This is a genomic window from Ferrovibrio sp. GW821-FHT12F09 (genome assembly GCF_058806775.1).
In genome coordinates this window covers 1034553-1052483 of sequence record NZ_JBXAPZ010000002.1, presented here as the reverse complement: position 1 = coordinate 1052483, position 17931 = coordinate 1034553, and the positions used below count along the sequence as shown (strand labels likewise).

15 protein-coding genes and 1 pseudogene are annotated in these 17931 nt (G+C 64.6%); 11 read left to right on the top strand and 5 right to left on the bottom strand.

All coding sequences use genetic code 11. From position 1 onward, the window contains the following. The first annotated feature begins 41 nt into the window (after positions 1 to 41). Both AC1ROB_RS18160 and AC1ROB_RS18155 read left to right on the top strand, forming a co-directional pair. On the top strand, positions 42 to 1193 hold the full coding sequence (locus AC1ROB_RS18160) for a hypothetical protein (RefSeq protein WP_492969708.1): 1152 nt from the start codon (positions 42 to 44) through the stop codon (positions 1191 to 1193). A 38-nt stretch (positions 1194 to 1231) separates the two neighbouring features. Next, complete coding sequence (locus AC1ROB_RS18155) at positions 1232 to 1741, top strand: L,D-transpeptidase family protein (protein WP_492969710.1); 510 nt, start codon at positions 1232 to 1234, stop codon at positions 1739 to 1741. Here the strand turns inward: AC1ROB_RS18155 and AC1ROB_RS18150 are convergent. Next, entirely contained in the window at positions 1731 to 2675 is a 945-nt protein-coding gene (locus tag AC1ROB_RS18150) for an alpha/beta fold hydrolase (protein ID WP_492969711.1), read from the bottom strand. The genes AC1ROB_RS18155 and AC1ROB_RS18150 overlap by 11 nt on opposite strands. 140 nt (positions 2676 to 2815) lie before the next feature. Between AC1ROB_RS18150 and AC1ROB_RS18145 the strand changes: the two genes are divergently transcribed. The 6 genes from AC1ROB_RS18145 to AC1ROB_RS18120 all read left to right on the top strand — a co-directional run bounded on the left by AC1ROB_RS18145 (position 2816) and on the right by AC1ROB_RS18120 (position 11391). Beyond that, positions 2816 to 3802, top strand: a complete 987-nt coding sequence (locus AC1ROB_RS18145) for an NAD(P)H-dependent flavin oxidoreductase (RefSeq protein ID WP_492969712.1) — start codon at positions 2816 to 2818, stop codon at positions 3800 to 3802. A gap of 71 nt (positions 3803 to 3873) precedes the next feature. Further along, positions 3874 to 5775, top strand: coding sequence for a propionyl-CoA synthetase (locus tag AC1ROB_RS18140; RefSeq protein ID WP_492969713.1), 1902 nt, complete (start codon positions 3874 to 3876; stop codon positions 5773 to 5775). Positions 5776 to 5778: 3 nt separating this feature from the next. Further along, positions 5779 to 7158: an AmpG family muropeptide MFS transporter gene (locus tag AC1ROB_RS18135; protein WP_492969714.1), complete on the top strand. Its 1380-nt coding sequence runs from the start codon at positions 5779 to 5781 to the stop codon at positions 7156 to 7158. A gap of 176 nt (positions 7159 to 7334) precedes the next feature. Further along, complete coding sequence (gene olsB / locus AC1ROB_RS18130; protein ID WP_492969715.1) at positions 7335 to 8204, top strand: l-ornithine N(alpha)-acyltransferase; 870 nt, start codon at positions 7335 to 7337, stop codon at positions 8202 to 8204. A 96-nt stretch (positions 8205 to 8300) separates the two neighbouring features. After that, positions 8301 to 9833 (top strand): acyl-CoA synthetase, encoded by a 1533-nt coding sequence (locus AC1ROB_RS18125; protein WP_492969716.1) that lies wholly within the window; start codon positions 8301 to 8303, stop codon positions 9831 to 9833. Between the two features lies 1 nt (position 9834). Then, positions 9835 to 11391, top strand: coding sequence for an acyl-CoA synthetase (locus AC1ROB_RS18120; protein ID WP_492969717.1), 1557 nt, complete (start codon positions 9835 to 9837; stop codon positions 11389 to 11391). Here AC1ROB_RS18120 and AC1ROB_RS18115 read toward each other — a convergent pair. After that, a complete protein-coding gene (locus AC1ROB_RS18115; RefSeq protein WP_492969718.1) occupies positions 11388 to 12425 on the bottom strand; it encodes an NAD(P)/FAD-dependent oxidoreductase in 1038 nt (345 codons plus the stop codon). The two genes, AC1ROB_RS18120 and AC1ROB_RS18115, sit on opposite strands and share 4 nt — an antisense overlap. 347 nt (positions 12426 to 12772) lie before the next feature. Between AC1ROB_RS18115 and AC1ROB_RS18110 the strand changes: the two genes are divergently transcribed. Both AC1ROB_RS18110 and AC1ROB_RS18105 read left to right on the top strand, forming a co-directional pair. Continuing rightward, complete coding sequence (locus AC1ROB_RS18110) at positions 12773 to 13255, top strand: PAS domain-containing protein (protein WP_492969719.1); 483 nt, start codon at positions 12773 to 12775, stop codon at positions 13253 to 13255. A 41-nt stretch (positions 13256 to 13296) separates the two neighbouring features. After that, positions 13297 to 13782 (top strand): PAS domain-containing protein, encoded by a 486-nt coding sequence (locus AC1ROB_RS18105; RefSeq protein WP_492969720.1) that lies wholly within the window; start codon positions 13297 to 13299, stop codon positions 13780 to 13782. Here the strand turns inward: AC1ROB_RS18105 and AC1ROB_RS18100 are convergent. Then, positions 13779 to 14699, bottom strand: coding sequence for a DMT family transporter (locus AC1ROB_RS18100; RefSeq protein ID WP_492969721.1), 921 nt, complete (start codon positions 14697 to 14699; stop codon positions 13779 to 13781). The genes AC1ROB_RS18105 and AC1ROB_RS18100 overlap by 4 nt on opposite strands. 218 nt (positions 14700 to 14917) lie before the next feature. Then, positions 14918 to 15907 (bottom strand): zinc-dependent alcohol dehydrogenase family protein, encoded by a 990-nt coding sequence (locus tag AC1ROB_RS18095; RefSeq protein WP_492969722.1) that lies wholly within the window; start codon positions 15905 to 15907, stop codon positions 14918 to 14920. A gap of 225 nt (positions 15908 to 16132) precedes the next feature. On the opposite strand from AC1ROB_RS18095, the gene AC1ROB_RS18090 reads away from it, so the two are divergent. After that, on the top strand, positions 16133 to 17014 hold the full coding sequence (locus AC1ROB_RS18090; protein ID WP_492969723.1) for a bile acid:sodium symporter family protein: 882 nt from the start codon (positions 16133 to 16135) through the stop codon (positions 17012 to 17014). Here the strand turns inward: AC1ROB_RS18090 and AC1ROB_RS18085 are convergent. Further along, a pseudogene (locus AC1ROB_RS18085) lies at positions 17011 to 17682 on the bottom strand (ATP-binding protein); the annotation flags it as partial. The gene AC1ROB_RS18090 and the pseudogene AC1ROB_RS18085 sit on opposite strands and share 4 nt — an antisense overlap. Positions 17683 to 17931 lie beyond the last annotated feature (249 nt).

Genomic DNA, 17931 nt, shown 5'->3' with positions numbered 1-17931 from the left:
TGGCCCATGGCTTGCAACATGATGTCCGAGAAAGGACTGTCATGCCGAGCCCGATCCCCGCAACCGCCTACAACGCTGCCGCTGCATCCCAGCTCACGGCCCAGAAAGCCGTGTCAGGTGAGGACAAGGGCGGCAGCCCGATGTTTGGCAAGGACGGGTTCACCTTCGGTGACTTCCTCGACATCATCAATCCGCTGCAGCATATCCCGATCGTTTCGACGATTTACCGCGCTGTGACCGGCGACAAGATCGATCCCGGCGCGCGTATCATCGGCGGTGGCGTGTTCGGCGGTCCGATCGGACTGGTCGCGTCGATGATCAGCGGAATCGTTGAGGACGCGACCGGTAAGGATCCGGGCGAGCATGCCCTGGCCGCGCTCGGCATCGATATCGGTCCGAACCACAACAAGGACCTGCCGCAGACCATGCTGGCGGCGGCCCCCTCGACGCAGCCTGACAGCACGGTATCGCCCGATCTGGTGGCGGCCGCGCAGCCGCAGGTGATGGAAGCCCAGGCCGCACAGGCCCAGCCGATCCAGGACAAGAGCCAGGATCTGAAAATCGGCGTCAGAATGGATGAAGGCCGCGCGGCAGAGCGGGCACGCAAGACGACGGATAAAGATGCCGACAAGCCGGATACCCGCTCCGATGCCCCGATTGAACTGCCGGCCGATCTGTTCCAGGCCCTGAAGCAGACCGCCGCGGCCCAGCAGGCCGAAGCCAAATCGGCGGCCAGCAATGCTGCCACCGCCCTGCCGCTTCCCGCCGGTGCCGCCGCCCCGCTGCCGCGTGCTGCCGGACCGATGCAGACGAACACCGTGCCGTCGAACACCGTGCCGTCGAACTCTGGGCCGACCAGCGCCATGCCGAACAATGCCATCCAGGCCGCTGACGGTCGCAACTGGTATCCGGCCTCTCCGATGGGCGGCGGCGGTGTGCCGACGCGCGGTGTCGGCACCCAGCCGGTCACCCAGCTCAATGCCACCTCGAAATTCGGTTCGGCGCGCAGCACGCCGTTCCCGGCCTCGCCGCAGGCCGCCACTGCAGCCGCGGCCACGACCATCCAGGCCGGCGACAGCAAGCAGAATGACTGGGCCAACCGCGCCACCGACGCCTATCAGAAGTATTTCGAGATGCAGGAACAGAAGAACCTGCGCAGCGGCATTACCCGCGGCGGCACCCCGGCCTTCTGAGTCTTGCATTGGCGGGTTGATTGCCGCCTGATTGCGGCATGAGCGACATTCTCGTCACCTCCGATGGATTTCTGGCCTATGGCGGCTTGCGGTTCCGCTGCGCCCTGGGCAAGGGCGGCGTGCGGGCGGAAGCCGACAAGCGCGAGGGCGACGGTGCCACGCCACTGGGCCGTTATCCCATTCGCCAGGTGCTGTATCGGGCAGACCGCATGGCGGCGCCGGATACGCGGTTGCCAGTGCAGGCGCTGACGCCGGCCGATGGCTGGTGCGACGATCCGAACGATCCTGACTACAATCGCTTTGTCGCCCTGCCGCATGACGCCAGTCATGAAAAACTCTGGCGCGAAGATGCGGTCTACGACGTGATCGTGGTGCTGGGGCATAATGACGATCCGCCCGTACCGGGCCTGGGCAGTGCGATTTTCCTGCATGTGGCGCGGCCCGATTACAGCGGCACGGAAGGCTGCGTCGCCCTGGCGCTGTCCGATCTGCTGGCGCTGCTCGCAGCACTGCCGGCGAAAGCCGCCCTGCGGATCGTCAGCGCCTGAGAGCGGCGCGCGCTGCCGCCCGGTCGATGGTATCCAGCACGATCTGCGACCGGGTGAAATGCAGCGGATGGCCGCCGCCTTGCACCTCGATCAGGTCTGCATTCGGCACAGCCGCCGCCAGTGGCCGGCTGTGGATGATGGGCGAGGCGGCATTGTCCTCGTCGCTCACCAGGATGAACAACGGCACGGTCAGGAACGGATAGCGCGGCGCCTGTTCGGCCAGGAAGGGCTTCAGCGTGCGGATGTCTTCCGCATTGGCATGATAGCTGTCGGGCCGCAGGCTTAAGGCGACCGGCGCCCTGGCATAGGCGGGCGCCACGGGTGCGGGCTTGAACACGCCTTCGATGCCACTGTCGACGATCAGATGGCCGGCGGGTGTCACCACGGTGTAGCGCAGCAGCGGGCCGACCAGCGGCACGGCGTCCAGGCGGTAGGAGAGTTCCACCGGCGTCGGCCAGGGATGGCTGGCCGTATTGATCAGCACCACCGCGCCGACATCGTCCGGGTATTGCAGCGCGTAAGACAGCACGACGGCGCCGCCGAAGGAAAACCCGAGCAGCACCGGTTTCCGGACATTCAGCGCCTGCAGGGCCGCATGCAGGTAGCGCGCCTGCTTGTCCGGGGTCACCGGCGCATCCTCGCCACGGTCGCTGTAGCCATGGCCCGGGCGGTCGATGGCGATGCTGCGATAGCGCTGTGCGGTCTGCGGCATGATGCTGATGGCGAAATCCTCGGCTGCCCCGAAGGCGCCATGGACCATCACCAGCGGCGGACCATCGGCCGGGCCCTGTTCGATCACATGCTGGCGGATGCCGCCGGCCTCGATCATGCGGCCGGCCGGCGGGAAATCGCGCTCGGCCTTGTGGCTCAGATGCTGGGTGGTGGCGCCCAGTCCGAACAGGGCGACGCCGGCGAGAATGAGAACTGTGATCATGGTGCCCGCTATATGTATTTCACTGTCTTATACGGGGAATCCGGTATCCCGGATGACTTCCGCAGCGTCAATCTGGCGCGATTGCACGCCCTGTGCTGCCTGCTAATCTTGGCGGCAACAAATCCTATGGAGAGGAAGCCATGACCGTTCCCGCCGTCCTCAAGGGTCGCCTGTCGCTGCCGGTGATCGGCTCGCCGATGTTCATCGTCTCCGGGCCGGAGTTGGTGATCGCCCAGTGCAAGGCCGGTATCGTCGGATCCTTCCCGGCGCTGAACGCCCGCCCGGCCGAGATGCTGGAAGAATGGCTCAAGCGCATCACCACCGAACTGGACGACTACCGCGCCAAGCATCCGGACAAGCCGGTGGCGCCCTTTGCCGTCAACCAGATCGTGCACCAGTCCAACGACCGCCTGCAGCATGACGTGGAGATGTGCGTCAAGTACAAGGTGCCGATCGTCATCACCTCTCTGCGTGCACCCAACGAGGTGGTCGACGCCATCCATTCCTATGGCGGCATCGTGCTGCATGACGTGATCAACATCCGCCATGCCAAGAAAGCACTGGAAGCTGGTGTCGATGGCCTGATCCTGGTCTGCGCCGGCGCTGGCGGTCATGCCGGCACGCTCAGCCCGTTTGCACTGGTCTCCGAGGTGCGGCAGTTCTTCGACGGGCCGATTGCGCTGTCGGGGTCGATTACGCATGGCAGCCAGGTTCTGGCTGCGCAGGCCATGGGCGCTGATTTCGCCTATATCGGCACGCGCTTCATTGCCACCGAGGAAGCCAATGCCATGCCAGACTACAAGCAGATGCTGATCGATTCCGCTGCCGGCGACATCGTGTATTCCTCGCTGTTCACCGGCGTACACGGCAATTACCTGAAGAAGAGCATTGTCAAGGCCGGCATGGATCCGGATAACCTGCCGGAAGCCGACAAGACCACGATGAGCTTCGGCTCGGGCGGCAGTTCGAAGTCCAAGGCCTGGCGCGACATCTGGGGCGCTGGCCAGGGCGTCGGTCTGATCGCGGATTCTCCGCCAGTGGGCGAGTTGGTTGCTCGCCTGAAGCGCGAATACGATGCGGCCAGGGCCAGCCTGCTGGGCGGGAGCGCGGCGCTGGCGGCGGAGTAGTAAACGGTTCTCGTCTGCGTTGACCATCTGCTAAGATCGGCGTCATAACAAAAAGACGTCGGGAGAAGCAGATGGCCAAGCGCTACGAGGAAGTCTACGCCGCGGCGATGGCCGACCCGGAGGCCTTCTGGGCGCAGGCAGCCGAGGCGCTGCACTGGACCAAGCGCTGGGACAGCGTGTTGGATGCCAGCAACGCACCGTTCTTCCGCTGGTTTTCCGGTGGCGAATGCAACACCTGCTATAACGCGCTGGACCGCCATATCGAGGCCGGGCACGGTGATCGCGTCGCGCTGATCTATGATTCGCCAGTCACCAACACGGTGCGGCAGTTCACCAATACCCAGTTGCGCGACCGCGTGGCCAAACTGGCTGGTGCGCTCAAGGCCCATGGCGTGCAGAAGGGTGACCGCGTCATCATCTATATGGCGATGACGCCCGAAGCGGCCATGGCCATGCTGGCTTGTGCGCGTATCGGCGCCATCCATTCGGTGGTGTTCGGCGGGTTTGCGCCGCGCGAACTGGCAACACGCTTTGACGATGCAAAACCGAAGCTGGTGATTGCCTCATCCTGCGGGCTGGAGCCCGGGCGGGTGGTGGAATATAAACCGCTGCTCGACCAGGCCATCGATCTGGCGGCGCACAAACCCGAAACCTGCCTGATTTTCCAGCGCCCGATGTATCGGGCACCGCTGGTCGAGGGGCGCGATTTCGATTTCGATACGGAAGTCGATAAAGCCGAACCGGCGGATTGCGTGCCGGTCAAGGCGACCGATCCGCTGTACATTCTCTATACCTCGGGCACCACGGGCATCCCCAAGGGCGTCGTGCGTCAGAATGGCGGCCATATGGTGGCACTGCACTGGTCGATGAAAAACGTCTACGGCATGAATCCCGGCGACGTCTATTGGGCTGCGTCGGATGTCGGCTGGGTGGTCGGGCATTCCTATATCGTCTATGCGCCGCTGCTCTATGGCTGCACCACCGTGCTCTACGAGGGCAAGCCGGTCGGCACACCCGATGCCGGCGCCTACTGGCGGGTGATCCAGCAACATAAGGTGGCGGCGCTGTTTACGGCGCCGACAGCCTTCCGGGCGATCAAGAAGGAAGATCCGAAGGCCGCGCTGCTGAAGAACTATGACCTGTCGCATTTCCGCACCCTGTTCCTGGCCGGCGAACGTGCCGATCCCGATACGGTGAAATGGGCGGAAGACAATCTGAAGAAGCCGGTGATCGATCACTGGTGGCAGACCGAAACCGGTTGGCCGGTGGCGTCGAACTGCATGGGTATCGAAGTGCTGCCGGTCAAGCATGGCTCGCCGACGCGGATCGTGCCCGGCTATGACGTGCGGGTGATCGATGACGATGGCCAGCCGGTGAAGGCCGGCGATATCGGCAATATCGTGATCAAGCTGCCGTTGCCGCCGGGTTGCCTGCCGACGCTGTGGAACAACGACGAGGGCTTCCGCAAAAGCTATCTCAACCGCTTTCCGGGTTATTACAATACCGGCGATGCCGGTTTCATCGATGAGGATGGCTACATCTACATCATGAGCCGCACTGACGACATCATCAATGTCGCCGGCCATCGCCTGTCCACCGGTGGCATGGAAGAGGTGCTGGCTTCGCATCCCGATGTGGCGGAATGCGCCGTGGTCGGTGTCGCCGATCCGCTCAAGGGCCAGGTGCCGCTAGGCTTCGTGGTGCTGAAGGCCGGTGTGGTCAAACCGGAAGACCAGATCCAGCGCGAACTGGTTCAGCTGGTGCGCGAGAGAATCGGCCCGGTGGCAGCCTTCAAGCAGGCCGCCGTAGTGAAACGGTTGCCGAAAACCCGTTCGGGCAAGATACTGCGCGCCACGATGCAGAAAATTGCCGACGCGCAGGACTATCGCATGCCCGCCACGATCGACGATCCCGCCATCCTTGGCGAGATCAGCGAGGCCCTGCAGCCGCTCGGCTACGCCAGACGGGACTGACGGGTGAACCCACAGCGTCTGCGTGACGGGCTGGCCGCCTTTGCGGTCTATCGCGACCGCCGGGTCCTGGCCATTGTGGTTCTCGGTCTTGCCTCGGGCCTGCCGCTGGCATTGACCGGGCAGACGCTGCAGGCCTGGCTGAAGGATTCGAATGTCTCGCTGCAGTCGATCGGGCTGTTTGCCCTGGTCGGTGTGCCCTACACCCTGAAATTCCTCTGGGCGCCGCTGGTCGATCGCCTGCCGTTGCCCGGGCTGACGCGCTGGCTCGGGCGCCGGCGCGGCTGGCTGATTTTCGCGCAGGCCCTGCTGATGGCGGCGATTGTCGCCCTGGCGTTCAGCAATCCGGCGCAGGCCCTGGCCGTCACGGCGCTCTGCGCTGTCGCGGTGGCCTTCGCCTCTGCCACCCAGGACATCGTGATCGATGCCTGGCGCGTCGAGATTCTGGAGGAGCGCCAGCTTGCCGCCGGCGCTGCCGCCATCGTCTTCGGCTACCGGGTTGGCATGCTGGTCTCGTCGGCCGGCGCGCTCTACCTGGCCGACCGTTTCGCCTGGCCGCTGGTTTATCTGGCGATGGCGGCCATCCTGCTGATCGGCGTCATCATCGTTCTGCTGGTGGCCGAGCCCAAGGCGCAGCCGCGCGGCGATGCCGAGCGCCGTTTCGCCGAGGCCCAGGCCTGGCTGCAGCAGCGGCCGCATCTGTCCGGCGGCACGGCGCGGCTGATGGCCTGGCTCTATGCCAGCGTCGCCGGCCCCTTCCTGCAGTTCATCAGCCGCCGTGGCTGGATCGGCATCCTGCTGTTCGTCATGCTGTTCAAGCTGGGCGACAGCCTGGCTGGCGTGCTGGCCACCAGCTTTTACCTCGATATCGGGTTCACCAAGAGCGAGATCGCCGAGATCGGTAAACTCTACGGCTTCGGCGCCACCATGCTCGGCCTGTTCCTCGGAGGCTGGCTGATGCAGGCTGTCGGGCTGTACCGGGCGCTCTGGGTCTGCGGCATCCTGCAGATGGGGTCGAACCTGCTGTTTGCCGTCTTGGCCATGCGCGGCCATGACCTGTGGTTCCTGGCGCTCACCGTGGGTGTCGAAAACCTGGCCAGCGGCATGGGGACGGCGGCCCTGGTCGCCTATCTCTCGGCGCTCTGCGATGTTGCCTATACCGCCACCCAGTATGCCCTGCTGTCCTCCCTGACGGCGGTGGCGCGGACGGTCCTGTCCTCCTATGCCGGCTTCCTGGCCGAGGCCGTGGGCTGGCCGTTCTTCTTCCTGCTCACCACCCTGGCGGCTCTGCCCGGGCTGATTCTGCTGGCCTGGCTGACCCGGCAGGGGGCGGCGACTCGGGTGGAGCCGGGACAGGGTAAACCTGCCCTGGCGGCCGAGGACTGATTCCGGCTCGCAAAACCTGCCAATTTTATGTCAGATTTATTTCGCCTATTCCCTACATATGGGCGCCGGCTTTACGCTGGCAGCTAGATGTTTCTCTCGGGAGTGGTTTTTAGTATATGTGTCATATATTTGACACGATTGCGTCATGGTGTGTGGCGATAGTCCGGAGCATGAATATGCAATTGCCTCTCCCCGTTCCATCGGCCCTGACGGCTACACGTCCGGCGCGCAGCGGCTGGCATTGCGTCTCGGCCGACGGACGTTTTGAGGTCCGGCTGACTCGCAGCCAGGACGACATCGCGGCAGCGCAGCGGCTGCGCTATCAGGTTTTTTACGAGGAAATGGCAGCCCAGCCTTCGCCGGAAATGGCGCGCCTCGGCCTCGACTTCGACCAGTTCGACCGTCTTTGCGATCACCTGATGGTTTTCGACCGCAGCCGCCCCGAAGGCGAACAGGTGGTTGGCACTTATCGCCTGTTGCGCCGGACCATGGCCGAAATGCATGGCGGTTTCTATTCGGCCTCGGAATACGATCTGCAGCCGATGCTGGATTACACCGGCCTTGGCGGCGGCCTGCTCGAACTGGGCCGATCCTGCGTACATCGCGACTACCGCACCAATGCGACGATCCAGCTGCTCTGGCGCGGTATTTCCACCTATGTCGCCGATCATGGCATCAGCTTCATGTTCGGCTGCGCCTCTTTCCCCGGCACCGATCCGCAGCAGCATGCGGTGGCGCTCAGCTATCTGCATCACAACCACCTGCCGCCGCCGGAATGGCGCGTCCGCGCCCTGCCCGAGCGTTTCGTGTCGATGAACATGATGGCGTCCGATCAGGTCAGCCCACGCGCCGCCCTGCATGCGCTGCCGCCGCTGATCAAAGGCTACCTGCGACTCGGCGCCTATATCGGCGATGGCGCGGTGATCGACCATCAGTTCGGCACCACCGACGTGTTCATCCTGCTGCCGGTGGACCGGATCGCGCCGAAATACCAGAACCGCTTTTCGGCCGATGAAGGCCTGGTGCAGACCGAATATCACGCCTGATTTCGAGGCACTCTCGAATCTGACAGAGCGGCACCCATTGTGGGTGCCGCTTTTGTTTGCGTAACATCGCTCCTGAGGAAACAACCCGGGGCGACCATGAATCTGGCGCATCTGCTGCACCGCGCGGCGAAGGTATGGGGCGAGCGGCCGGCTCTCTCTGTCGGCGACACCGTCCGGCACAGCTATGCCGATTTTGGCGCCCGGGTGCCGCGGCTGGCAGCCGGCCTGATCGCTGCCGGCCGCCTGCAGCCGGGCGACCGTGTCGCCTTGGTGCTGAAGAACTGTCCGGAATACTGGGAGCTGATGCTTGCGCTCTGGCATGCCGGCCTCGCCGCCGCGCCGATCAATGCCAAACTGCATGCCCGCGAGGTCGCCTGGATTCTGGACAACAGCCAGGCGAAGCTGGTAGTCGCCTCGGCTGCGTTCGCCGAAGACCTCGCGCCACTTGCCAAAGACATCCCGACGCTGCAGCGGCTGATCGTCGCCGAGGATGCCGAATTCGCGACACTCTATCGGGCGGAGCCGGCCGCCATGGCGCCGGTTGCTCCCGGTGACTTGGCCTGGCTGTTCTATACCTCGGGCACCACCGGTCGGCCCAAGGGGGCGATGCTGACCCATGCCAATATCTGGTCGGCGACGATGAACTATTTTGCCGATGTCGATTGTATCGATCCGCAGGACTGCATGATCCATTGCGCGCCGATCAGCCATGGCTCCGGCATGTATGGCGTGCCGCATCTGGCCCGCGGTGCCAACCAGATCGTGCCGGCATCGGGTGGTTTCGATCCGGCCGAGACGCTGGACCTGATCGCCCGCTGGCCGGGCGCCAGCTTCTTCTTCGCCCCCACCATGGTGCATCGCCTGATCCATGCGCCGCAGATCGCCTCGGCCAATACGGACAACCTGAAGACCATCGTCTATGGCGGCGGGCCGATGTATGTGGCCGACCTGCAGGCGGCGATGGCGGCGCTGGGCCCGAAGCTGGCGCAGATCTACGGCCAGGGCGAAGCGCCGATGACCATCACGGGCATGGACAAGCGGATGCATCTGGATGACGGCCATCCGCGCTACCTCCAGCGGCTGGGCTCGGCCGGCGTGGCCCGCACCGATGTGGAGGTGCGCGTGATAGATGCCGACGATAATCCGCTGCCGGCCGGCGAGATCGGTGAAATCATCTGCCGCGGTCCGGTGGTGATGGCTGGCTACTGGCGCAATCCGGATGCCTCCGCGCAGACCCTGCGCAATGGCTGGCTGCATACCGGTGATGTCGGCAGCTTCGATGAAGACGGCTACCTGACCCTGAAGGACCGCTCCAAGGACATGATCATTTCCGGCGGCAGCAACATCTACCCCCGCGAGGTGGAGGAGGTTCTGCTGCAGCATGCTGACGTCAGCGAGGTTTCCGTGGTCGGCAAGCCGCATGCCGATTGGGGCGAGGAGGTGATCGCCTTCGTGGTGCCGCGCGATGGTGCGCAGGTGACGCCCGAGGCGCTGGACCGCCTCTGCCTGGATCATATCGCCCGTTTCAAGCGGCCCAAGCAGTATCGCTTCGTGCCGGCCCTGCCGAAAAACAATTATGGCAAGGTGTTGAAGACCGAGCTGCGCAGCGTTCTGCAAAAGGAAGACTGAGTTGTCCGATCTCGTCTACATCACGGAACATGCCCGCAAGACCCCGGAAAAGCCGGCGCTCATCATGGCCGAGACCGGTGCGGTGACCACCTTCGGCCAGCTGGAAGCCGCATCCAACCGCGCCGCCCAGCTGTTCCGCAGGCTGGGGCTTTTACCGCGCAGCCATATGGCGCTGGTGATCGAGAACCGGCCGGAATTCTTCGAGGTCTGTTTCGGCGCCGATCGTGCCGGCTTGTACTACACCCCGATCAGCACGCGGCTCAGTGCGCCCGAGATCGCGCATATCGTGAGCGATTCCGGGGCGCGTGTGCTGGTGATTACCGACGAGTTTCGCGAGATGGCCGCCGAGTTGCATCAGCTTTGCCCGGCTGTCGAGCGGTTCTACATGATCGGGGCCATGGTGGATGGCTATGAGAGCTGGGAAGCGGCCACAGCCGCGATGCCGGCGGTGCCGGTGGCCGACGAGCTGCAGGGCCGCGACATGCTGTATTCCTCGGGCACCACCGGTAAGCCCAAAGGCATCAAGCGCACGATCACCGGCGATCCGGTCGGTGCGCGCAGCTATTTCGTCGACAACGGCTACAGCCTCTACGGCTACGGGCCGGACATGGTCTATCTCTCGCCGGCACCGCTCTATCATGCCGCACCGCTGCGCTACTGCATGCTGGTCTCGAAGGTGGGCGGCACGCTGGTGATTATGGCGGGCTTCGATGCGGAAGCGTCGTTGAAGCTGATCGAGACATACAAGGTCACCCACTCCAACTGGGTGCCGACCATGTTCGTGCGCATGCTCAAGCTCCCGCCGGACGTGCGCAAGCGCTACGAACTGTCGTCGCATCGCGTCGCCATTCATGGCGCCGGGCCGGTCTCGCAGGCAACCAAGCAGCAGATCATCGACTGGTGGGGTCCGATCCTGTTCGAATATTATGCCGCTTCCGAAGGCAACGGCATGACCTTCATCACCAGCGAAGAGTGGCTGACCCATAAGGGTTCGGTCGGTCGCGCCACCATCGGCGAGCTGCATATCGTCGATGACGAAAGCGGCGAGGAACTGCCGGCCGGCCAGTCGGGCCTGGTCTATTTCGCCAAGGGCCAGCCCTTCACCTATCACAACGACGACGGCAAGACGCAGCAGGCCTTCAATGACAGGGGCTGGAGCACGCTCGGCGATGTCGGGTATCTCGATGCCGAAGGCTATCTCTACCTGACCGACCGCAAGGCCTTCATGATCATTTCCGGCGGCGTGAATATCTATCCGCAGGAAGCCGAGAATGTGCTGATTGAGCACCCGAAGGTCGCCGATGTGGCGGTGATCGGCGTGCCGGACGAGGATTTCGGCGAAGAAGTGAAGGCGGTGGTGCAGCCGGTCGACATGAAGGATGCCGGGCCGGCGCTGGCGGAAGAACTGCTGGCCTTCTGCCGACAGCATCTGGCCTCGATCAAATGCCCGCGCTCGGTGGATTTCGAGGAAACCCTGCCACGGCACCCGACCGGCAAGCTGTACAAGCGGCTGATCAAGGATCGCTACTGGGGCAACCGCACCAGCCGCATCGTTTAAGGCTTCGCGGCCCCCGGCATGCCCTTCGAGGTCGAATATTCGAAATGCAGCGGCTGGCCATCATGCAGCAACGGGTAGATGGCATGGGCCGCTGAGGCCGCCTCGGCGAAGCCGGTCAGGATCAGCTTGAGCTTGCCGCGATAGGTCGCCACGTCGCCGATGGCGAAAATACCCGGCACCGAGGTCTGGCAGCTGGCCGGATCGACCGGCAGATGGTGACGGTCGAGGTCGATGCCCCAGCCGGCAATCGGGCCGAGATCGCTTTTCAGGCCGAAAAAGGCGAGCAGGGCGTCGGCCGGCAGGCGCTTCTCGTCGCCATCCAGCGACTTGATGCGCACGCCGGTCAGCACGTTGTTGCTGCCCTCCAGCGCATCGAGCTGATAGGGCACCACGATATCCAGGCCATGGCCGTTCAGTGCGCGCAGCTTGGCCACGCTGTCGGGTGCGGCACGGAACTGGTCGCGGCGATGCACGAACCAGATTTGCTGTGCCACGCCATGCAGTGCCAGCGCCCAGTCGATGGCGGAATCGCCACCACCGGCAATCACGATGCGGCGACCGCGGAAATCGTCGGGCCGGCGCACCAGGTAATGCACGCCGCTGCCGCCGGGCTGGCCTTCATAGTCTTCGATGTTGCCGAGCGGCGGGCGGTTGGGACCGAAGGCGCCGGCACCGGCGGCGATGATCACGGCGCCTGCCTCGATCGCGATGCCTTTGGAGGTGGTCAGCCGGAAGCCGCCCTTCTCCAGCCGCGCCAGCGCATCGACCCGCTGGCCCAGATGATAGACGGGGGCGAAGGGCGCGGCTTGCTGCTCCAGCTGCTCGACCAGACCGGCACCGGAAATCTTCGGGAAGCCGGGAATGTCGTAGATCGGCTTGTCGGGATACAGCGCACTGCACTGGCCGCCGATGGCGTCGAGCGCGTCCACCACATGACAGCGCAGACCGACCATGCCGCATTCGAAAATGGCAAACAGGCCGACCGGGCCGGCGCCGATCACGACAACATCAGTCTTGTGCAGCATGGACAGCATGAATCCGGAGAAACAAGGCGGAAATATGTAACGATTTCAGGCGTCCACCGCTAGCCGCCGCGGTCTTGGCCCGGCCTGCCCGGCGCCAAACCGGGCCAAACTTGTCCAAACCGAGCCAAACTTGTCCTGTTTTTTGGCCAAACCGGTCCAGCCCCAGCCTGGTTCCGCCAGCCCGCCCGGATCGCGGCGGCTGGCGACCTCAGCCCATATAGGGAACGGCGGTGCAGAATCCAGCCCCCCGCGGCCGCCGAGCGGGCCGTGTCATCATATCCACGTAACCGGAAAATCACTGCCCGGCGGCCCGTAAACTCTGTCGTTATGCAGGATGACAAATACGGAATCCAGTCATGCTCATGCAGTTGAAACACCGGGTGTTCAGTTACGAAGATGCGGGCGGCAGCGCCACGATCGCCCATCCTCGCCTGCGCGCGTTGTTCGATTTGTGGGACGCCCGGCGCGGCACCCGGCAGGCACCGCCGCGCAGCGATTTCTCGGTCGAGGACCTACGTCCCTGGCTGGGGCATCTGATGATTCTCGACTGCCTCGATAACGACGATTTCCGCTACCGGCTCTATGGCACCGACCTGACGATCCTGTTCGGCTTCGACCTGACCAACCGCGTGGTCAGCGAAACGGCCGAGATGATTGGCGACAAGCCGCTGCAGGAATACCGCCAGGTCTGCCGCATCGGCGCGCCGGTGCATGCCTCGCGCATCAGCCCCTCGGCGCGCGAGCATCTTCAGGTCGACAAACTGGCCCTGCCGCTGATGGAGGGCGGCGTGGTCACCAAGATTCTCGGTGCTCTCTATCGTTCGGATGATGCGGCGTGAACAGGGATGACTCGCGCAGAGACGGCGGAGGAGCAACCACGGTGTCCGAGATAGGCGGAGCGGATCGCGAGCCGCTGAACAGCGCCATCTGGAATCCGCAGCCCTCGGATTGCCAGGGCGAGGTGGCGCGTGAAATCCTCGATTACTGGCTGCACAAATGCCGCGGGCGCAAGATGCCGGCACGCGCCGATCTCGATCCGCTGGAGATGCGCCGGGCACTGGGCCAGATGGTGATGATCGAAATCCATCGCGAGCCGCTGCGATTCCGCACCCGGCTGGTCGGCACCGAGCAGGCCAAGAAGCGCGGCTTCGACTTCTCGGCCCGCTGGCTCGACGAACTGCCCGAAGATTATCGCGCTGTGGTGCTGCCGCGGGCGGAAGCCGTGGCGCTGCGCGGGGAAGCGGTCTGTTCGCGCATCCGGCGCAAGCTGGACGACCGCTGGATGGATTACGAGGCGCTGTGGCTGCCACTGGGCGCCGATGGCGACACCGCCACCATGATTATGGTCGTGCAGACCTTCTTCTAGAGCGCCGGTTTTTTCCGCGCCGGCAGCGACATCGCCGCCACTCCCACCAATACGAAAACCAGGCCGATCCCTAAGGTGGACGACAGCGTCTCGCCCAGGAACAGCACGCCGATGCCGACGCCGATCGGGATGCGCAGATAGGCCTGCGAGGTGGTCCCCACCGAGCCGAGCGTGCGCACCAGCCGGAAATAGATGGTGAAGGCCAAAGCCGTGGACAGCACCGACAGGCCGAGCAGCGCGCCGATGGAGGCCTCCGAGGGCGTGAGCGTCCATGGCCGGTCGACAATCAGGCTGAGTGGCACCAGCATGACGGCGCCGCAGAGCATCGAGCCGGTAGCCGGCACCATGGAATCGAGATGCTTGAAGTTATGGCCGTAGATGGCGGCGGCGCCATAGAACAGCGAGGCCAGCAGCATGGCGAACTGGCCCCAGAGGTCGTTGCCGAGCTGGGTGAGCGCGCCGATGCCGATGATGAAGCAGATGCCGAGCATGCCGGTGACCGTGCCGAACAGCTTGCGCGCCGTCACGGCTTCATGGCGGGTGATCGCCCAGGTCAGCAGGAAGGCGAAGATCGGCGTGGTGGAGTTCAGGATCGTCGCCAGGCCGGCATCGATGCGGGTTTCGGCCCAGGCGATCAGTGTGAAGGGCAGCACCGAATTGAGGCAAGCCTGGATCGCCAGGCTGCGCCAGATCCGCGGATCGCGCGGCAGCCGGATGCCACGCAGCCGCATCACCAGCAGCAGCACGGCGCCAGCGATCACCGTGCGGGCGGCGATCAGGGTGATCGGCGGAATGGTGGCGACGCCGACTTTGATGAAGGTGAAGGACGCGCCCCAGAGCGTGGCCAGCACCGCCAACAGCAGGAATTCGATGGCCAGCGAACGGGGCTGGGCCGTGGTGGCGGTGTGGACGGTCATTCTGGCGACTCGTGGCGGGAGCGAAACTGACAGCACCATGCCATGTCATCATCGCCGGGTCAGCCGGCGATCCTACGGTGCCGGCCGAAGTATTGTCGGGATGCAATCGGACGTGACCTGTGAGGCCATCGATGTTTACAGACCCTCACCCCAACCCTCTCCCACAGGGTGGGAGAGGGAGGGCCCCGACGCGAAGCGGCGGGAGGGTGAGGGCAACCTCAGTGCTTCGGCGTCACCAGGATTTTGCCCTTGCGGCTGTCACGGCCGGCATGGGCCAGCGCGTCCTTGATCTGCTCCAGCGGATAGGTGGCTTCCACCGCCACTGAGATGGTGCCATCGGCGACATAGCCGGCCAGTTCGCCATAGACTTTGGCCATCTCGTCGGGTTTCGCCGTGGCAAACCAGCGCGCCAGCCAGAAGCCGCGCAAGGCGATATCGCGGAACACCACATCGCCCGGCGGCATGGCGCAGGGCTCGCCCGACATCATGCCGTAATTCACCACCGTGCCGCCTTCGGCCAGGGCCTGGCCGATGCGACCGGTGGCAGCACCCGCCACTGCATCGATGCCGAGTTTCGGTTTCGCCTCATCGGTGATCGCCGCCACGCGTTTGGCCAGATCGGGCCCATCGACCAGGACTTCGTCACCGCCGGCTTTCTTCAGGTCGGCGACCTGATCCGCACGCCGCACCACGCTGATGCTACGCAGGCCCATGCGTTTGGCCAGCGCGATGACATTCTGGCCGACGCCGGAATTGCCGGCATTCTGGATCACCCAGTCGCCCGGCTGCAGCGTGACGAAGTTTTTCAGCATCAGCAGGGCGGTCGGCGGATTGACCGTGAGCATGGCGAGCTGCAGCGGATCGGCCTTGGGCAGCGGGAACAGTTTGGCCGCCTTGGCGATCAGGCTGCTGCGCCAGTTACCGCGGCCGGCGAACAGCAGCAGCACGCGGTCGCCGGCTTTCAGATGCGTCACGCCATCGCCAACCTTGCGCACCAGCCCCACGCCTTCGCCGCCGGCCATCACCGGCAGCGGCGGCGGCGCGGCGCCGTATTTGCCTTCGAACTGCAGCAGATCGGCCGGGTTGATGGCGGAAGCTTCCACATCGATCAGCGCCTCGCCCGCAGCCGGTTCGCCCGGATCGGGCAGGTCGATCAGTTCGGCGACCTCATGGGCCTTGCCGAAGGTGGAAAAGCGGACGGCTTTCATGGCGCGATCTCCCGGGGTTTCAAGTCCGGACATTTATGGCGCAGATCGCGCGGGGCAAGCCAGCCCCTGGCGGAGTGCTGCATCGGGCTGACGCAACGTCAATGCTGGAACCCGTGATGGAATCCCCATGATGGAAACTCTGGCGGGCATCGCCTAATCTCGGGCGCGCGGCCAATCAGAAGCCGCACAGGACAAGGCCGCGCAGCCGGCAGGAGGAAACGGGTCATGGACGGCGATATCGTAACCGGCATTCTGCTGCCGGGCATTCTGGCGTTCATCATGTTCTCGCTCGGCCTCGGTCTCACCGGTGCGGATTTCGTCCGAATCGTGCGACAGCCGCGCGCGCTGCTGGTCGGCGTGGTCTGTCATTTCGTGCTGCTGCCGCTGATCTGCTTCGCGCTGCTCAAGCTGGTGGGCATGACCGGGACATTCGCCATCGGCTTCATGATCCTGGCGGCCTGCCCGACCGGCACGACCTCGAACCTGCTCACCTATATCGCGCGCGGCGATGTGGCGCTGGCGGTCAGCTTCACCGCGGTGGCCAGCGTGGCGACGATTTTCACCCTGCCGCCGATCGTGATCTGGTCGATGCAGCATTTCGCCGGCAGTGCCGCCCAGGCGGCGGTCAGCGTGCCGGTCGGCCTGATGATGGGCCAGATTTTCCTGATGCTGGGCGTGCCGGTGGGCCTGGGCATGCTGGTGCGCCAGCGCTGGTCGGGCACTGCGCTCAAATGGGAGCCGCGGGCAACGCGCCTCGCTGCCGTGCTGTTCATCCTGATCGTACTGGGCGCCGTGGCCAGGAACTGGGCGCTCTTGCGCGACAATGCCGGCACGCTGGCTGGTTTCGCCATCCTGCTCAACCTGCTGATGCTGGCGGTCGGATTCGGGGTCGCGTGGCTGGCGAAGCTGTCGCGGCCGCAGGCGGTGACGCTCGGCATCGAAACCGCCGTGCAGAATGCCACGCTGGCCATCGTGATCGCCAGCAGCGTGCTGCAGGACGACGCGCTGGCGATCCCGGGCGGGCTCTACGGCGTGCTGATGTATGCCGGCGGCCTGCTATTTGCCTTTGGCATGCGGCGGGTGATCAGCGCGGCGCCGGCGCGCTAACGCACAAAGGCCAGCCTTCGATAGCTGAGCGCTTCCGCCACATGGCTGCGCTTCACGCTGTCCGCGCCATCGAGATCGGCCAGGGTGCGTGCGACCCGCAGAACCCGGTGATAGCCGCGCGCGGTCAGATGCATGGCTTCGGTCGCCTTGCCCAATAACTCGCGGCCGGGCGCATCGGGCGCGGCCACTTGTTCCAGCAACTCGCCATCGGCCTCGGCATTGGTGCGGATGTTTTGTCCGCGATAGCGCGCGCGCTGGATGTCGCGCGCGGCAGCGACCCGCGCAGCCACGGTGGCTGAATCCTCGCGTGGCGGCGGCGCGGCCAGATCGGCCGCGGCCACCGCCGGCACAGCCAGCGTGAGATCGATGCGATCCAGCAAAGGCCCGCTCAGGCGTGCCTGGTAGTCGCCGGCGCATTTCGGCGCGCGGGCGCAGGCCAGCGCCGCATCGTCCAGATGGCCGCAGCGGCAGGGATTCATCGCTGCCACCAGCTGCACGCGCGCCGGATAGCTGACATGGGCATTGGCACGCGCCACCACCGCCTGTCCGGTTTCCAGCGGCTGACGCAGGCTGTCGAGCGTCTGGCGGTTGAACTCGGGCAGCTCATCCAGAAACAGCACGCCGAGATGCGCCAGGCTGACCTCGCCGGGTTTGGCGCGCAGCCCGCCTGAGAATTAAGGCTAACGGAGACAAAGATGCCTCACTATCGGAGACAAATATCAACAGATCGACCCGGCTCGGACCGAAATTGGTGGTCTTACTATGACCCAACATTTGATTTGTCGGGTTAGCCGAGACAACGATTCATTCGCATCGCACTAAGTATTTGAAAAAACTATATAAAATATGGAGGCGAGCGGCGCGAGCTTTTGTTGAACTATCCCCAATGGCTGCGTCACAAGGGACCAGCATAAAAT

Coding starts and splice junctions, on each gene's coding strand:
- AC1ROB_RS18155 (WP_492969710.1), top strand. CDS start 1,232: ATGAGCGACATTCTCGTCACCTCCGATGGATTTCTGGCCTATGGCGGC.
- AC1ROB_RS18115 (WP_492969718.1), bottom strand. CDS start 12,425: ATGCTGTCCATGCTGCACAAGACTGATGTTGTCGTGATCGGCGCCGGC.
- AC1ROB_RS18150 (WP_492969711.1), bottom strand. CDS start 2,675: ATGATCACAGTTCTCATTCTCGCCGGCGTCGCCCTGTTCGGACTGGGC.
- AC1ROB_RS18140 (WP_492969713.1), top strand. CDS start 3,874: ATGGCCAAGCGCTACGAGGAAGTCTACGCCGCGGCGATGGCCGACCCG.
- AC1ROB_RS18110 (WP_492969719.1), top strand. CDS start 12,773: ATGCTCATGCAGTTGAAACACCGGGTGTTCAGTTACGAAGATGCGGGC.
- AC1ROB_RS18090 (WP_492969723.1), top strand. CDS start 16,133: ATGGACGGCGATATCGTAACCGGCATTCTGCTGCCGGGCATTCTGGCG.
- AC1ROB_RS18160 (WP_492969708.1), top strand. CDS start 42: ATGCCGAGCCCGATCCCCGCAACCGCCTACAACGCTGCCGCTGCATCC.
- AC1ROB_RS18095 (WP_492969722.1), bottom strand. CDS start 15,907: ATGAAAGCCGTCCGCTTTTCCACCTTCGGCAAGGCCCATGAGGTCGCC.
- AC1ROB_RS18100 (WP_492969721.1), bottom strand. CDS start 14,699: ATGACCGTCCACACCGCCACCACGGCCCAGCCCCGTTCGCTGGCCATC.
- AC1ROB_RS18145 (WP_492969712.1), top strand. CDS start 2,816: ATGACCGTTCCCGCCGTCCTCAAGGGTCGCCTGTCGCTGCCGGTGATC.
- olsB (WP_492969715.1), top strand. CDS start 7,335: ATGCAATTGCCTCTCCCCGTTCCATCGGCCCTGACGGCTACACGTCCG.
- AC1ROB_RS18125 (WP_492969716.1), top strand. CDS start 8,301: ATGAATCTGGCGCATCTGCTGCACCGCGCGGCGAAGGTATGGGGCGAG.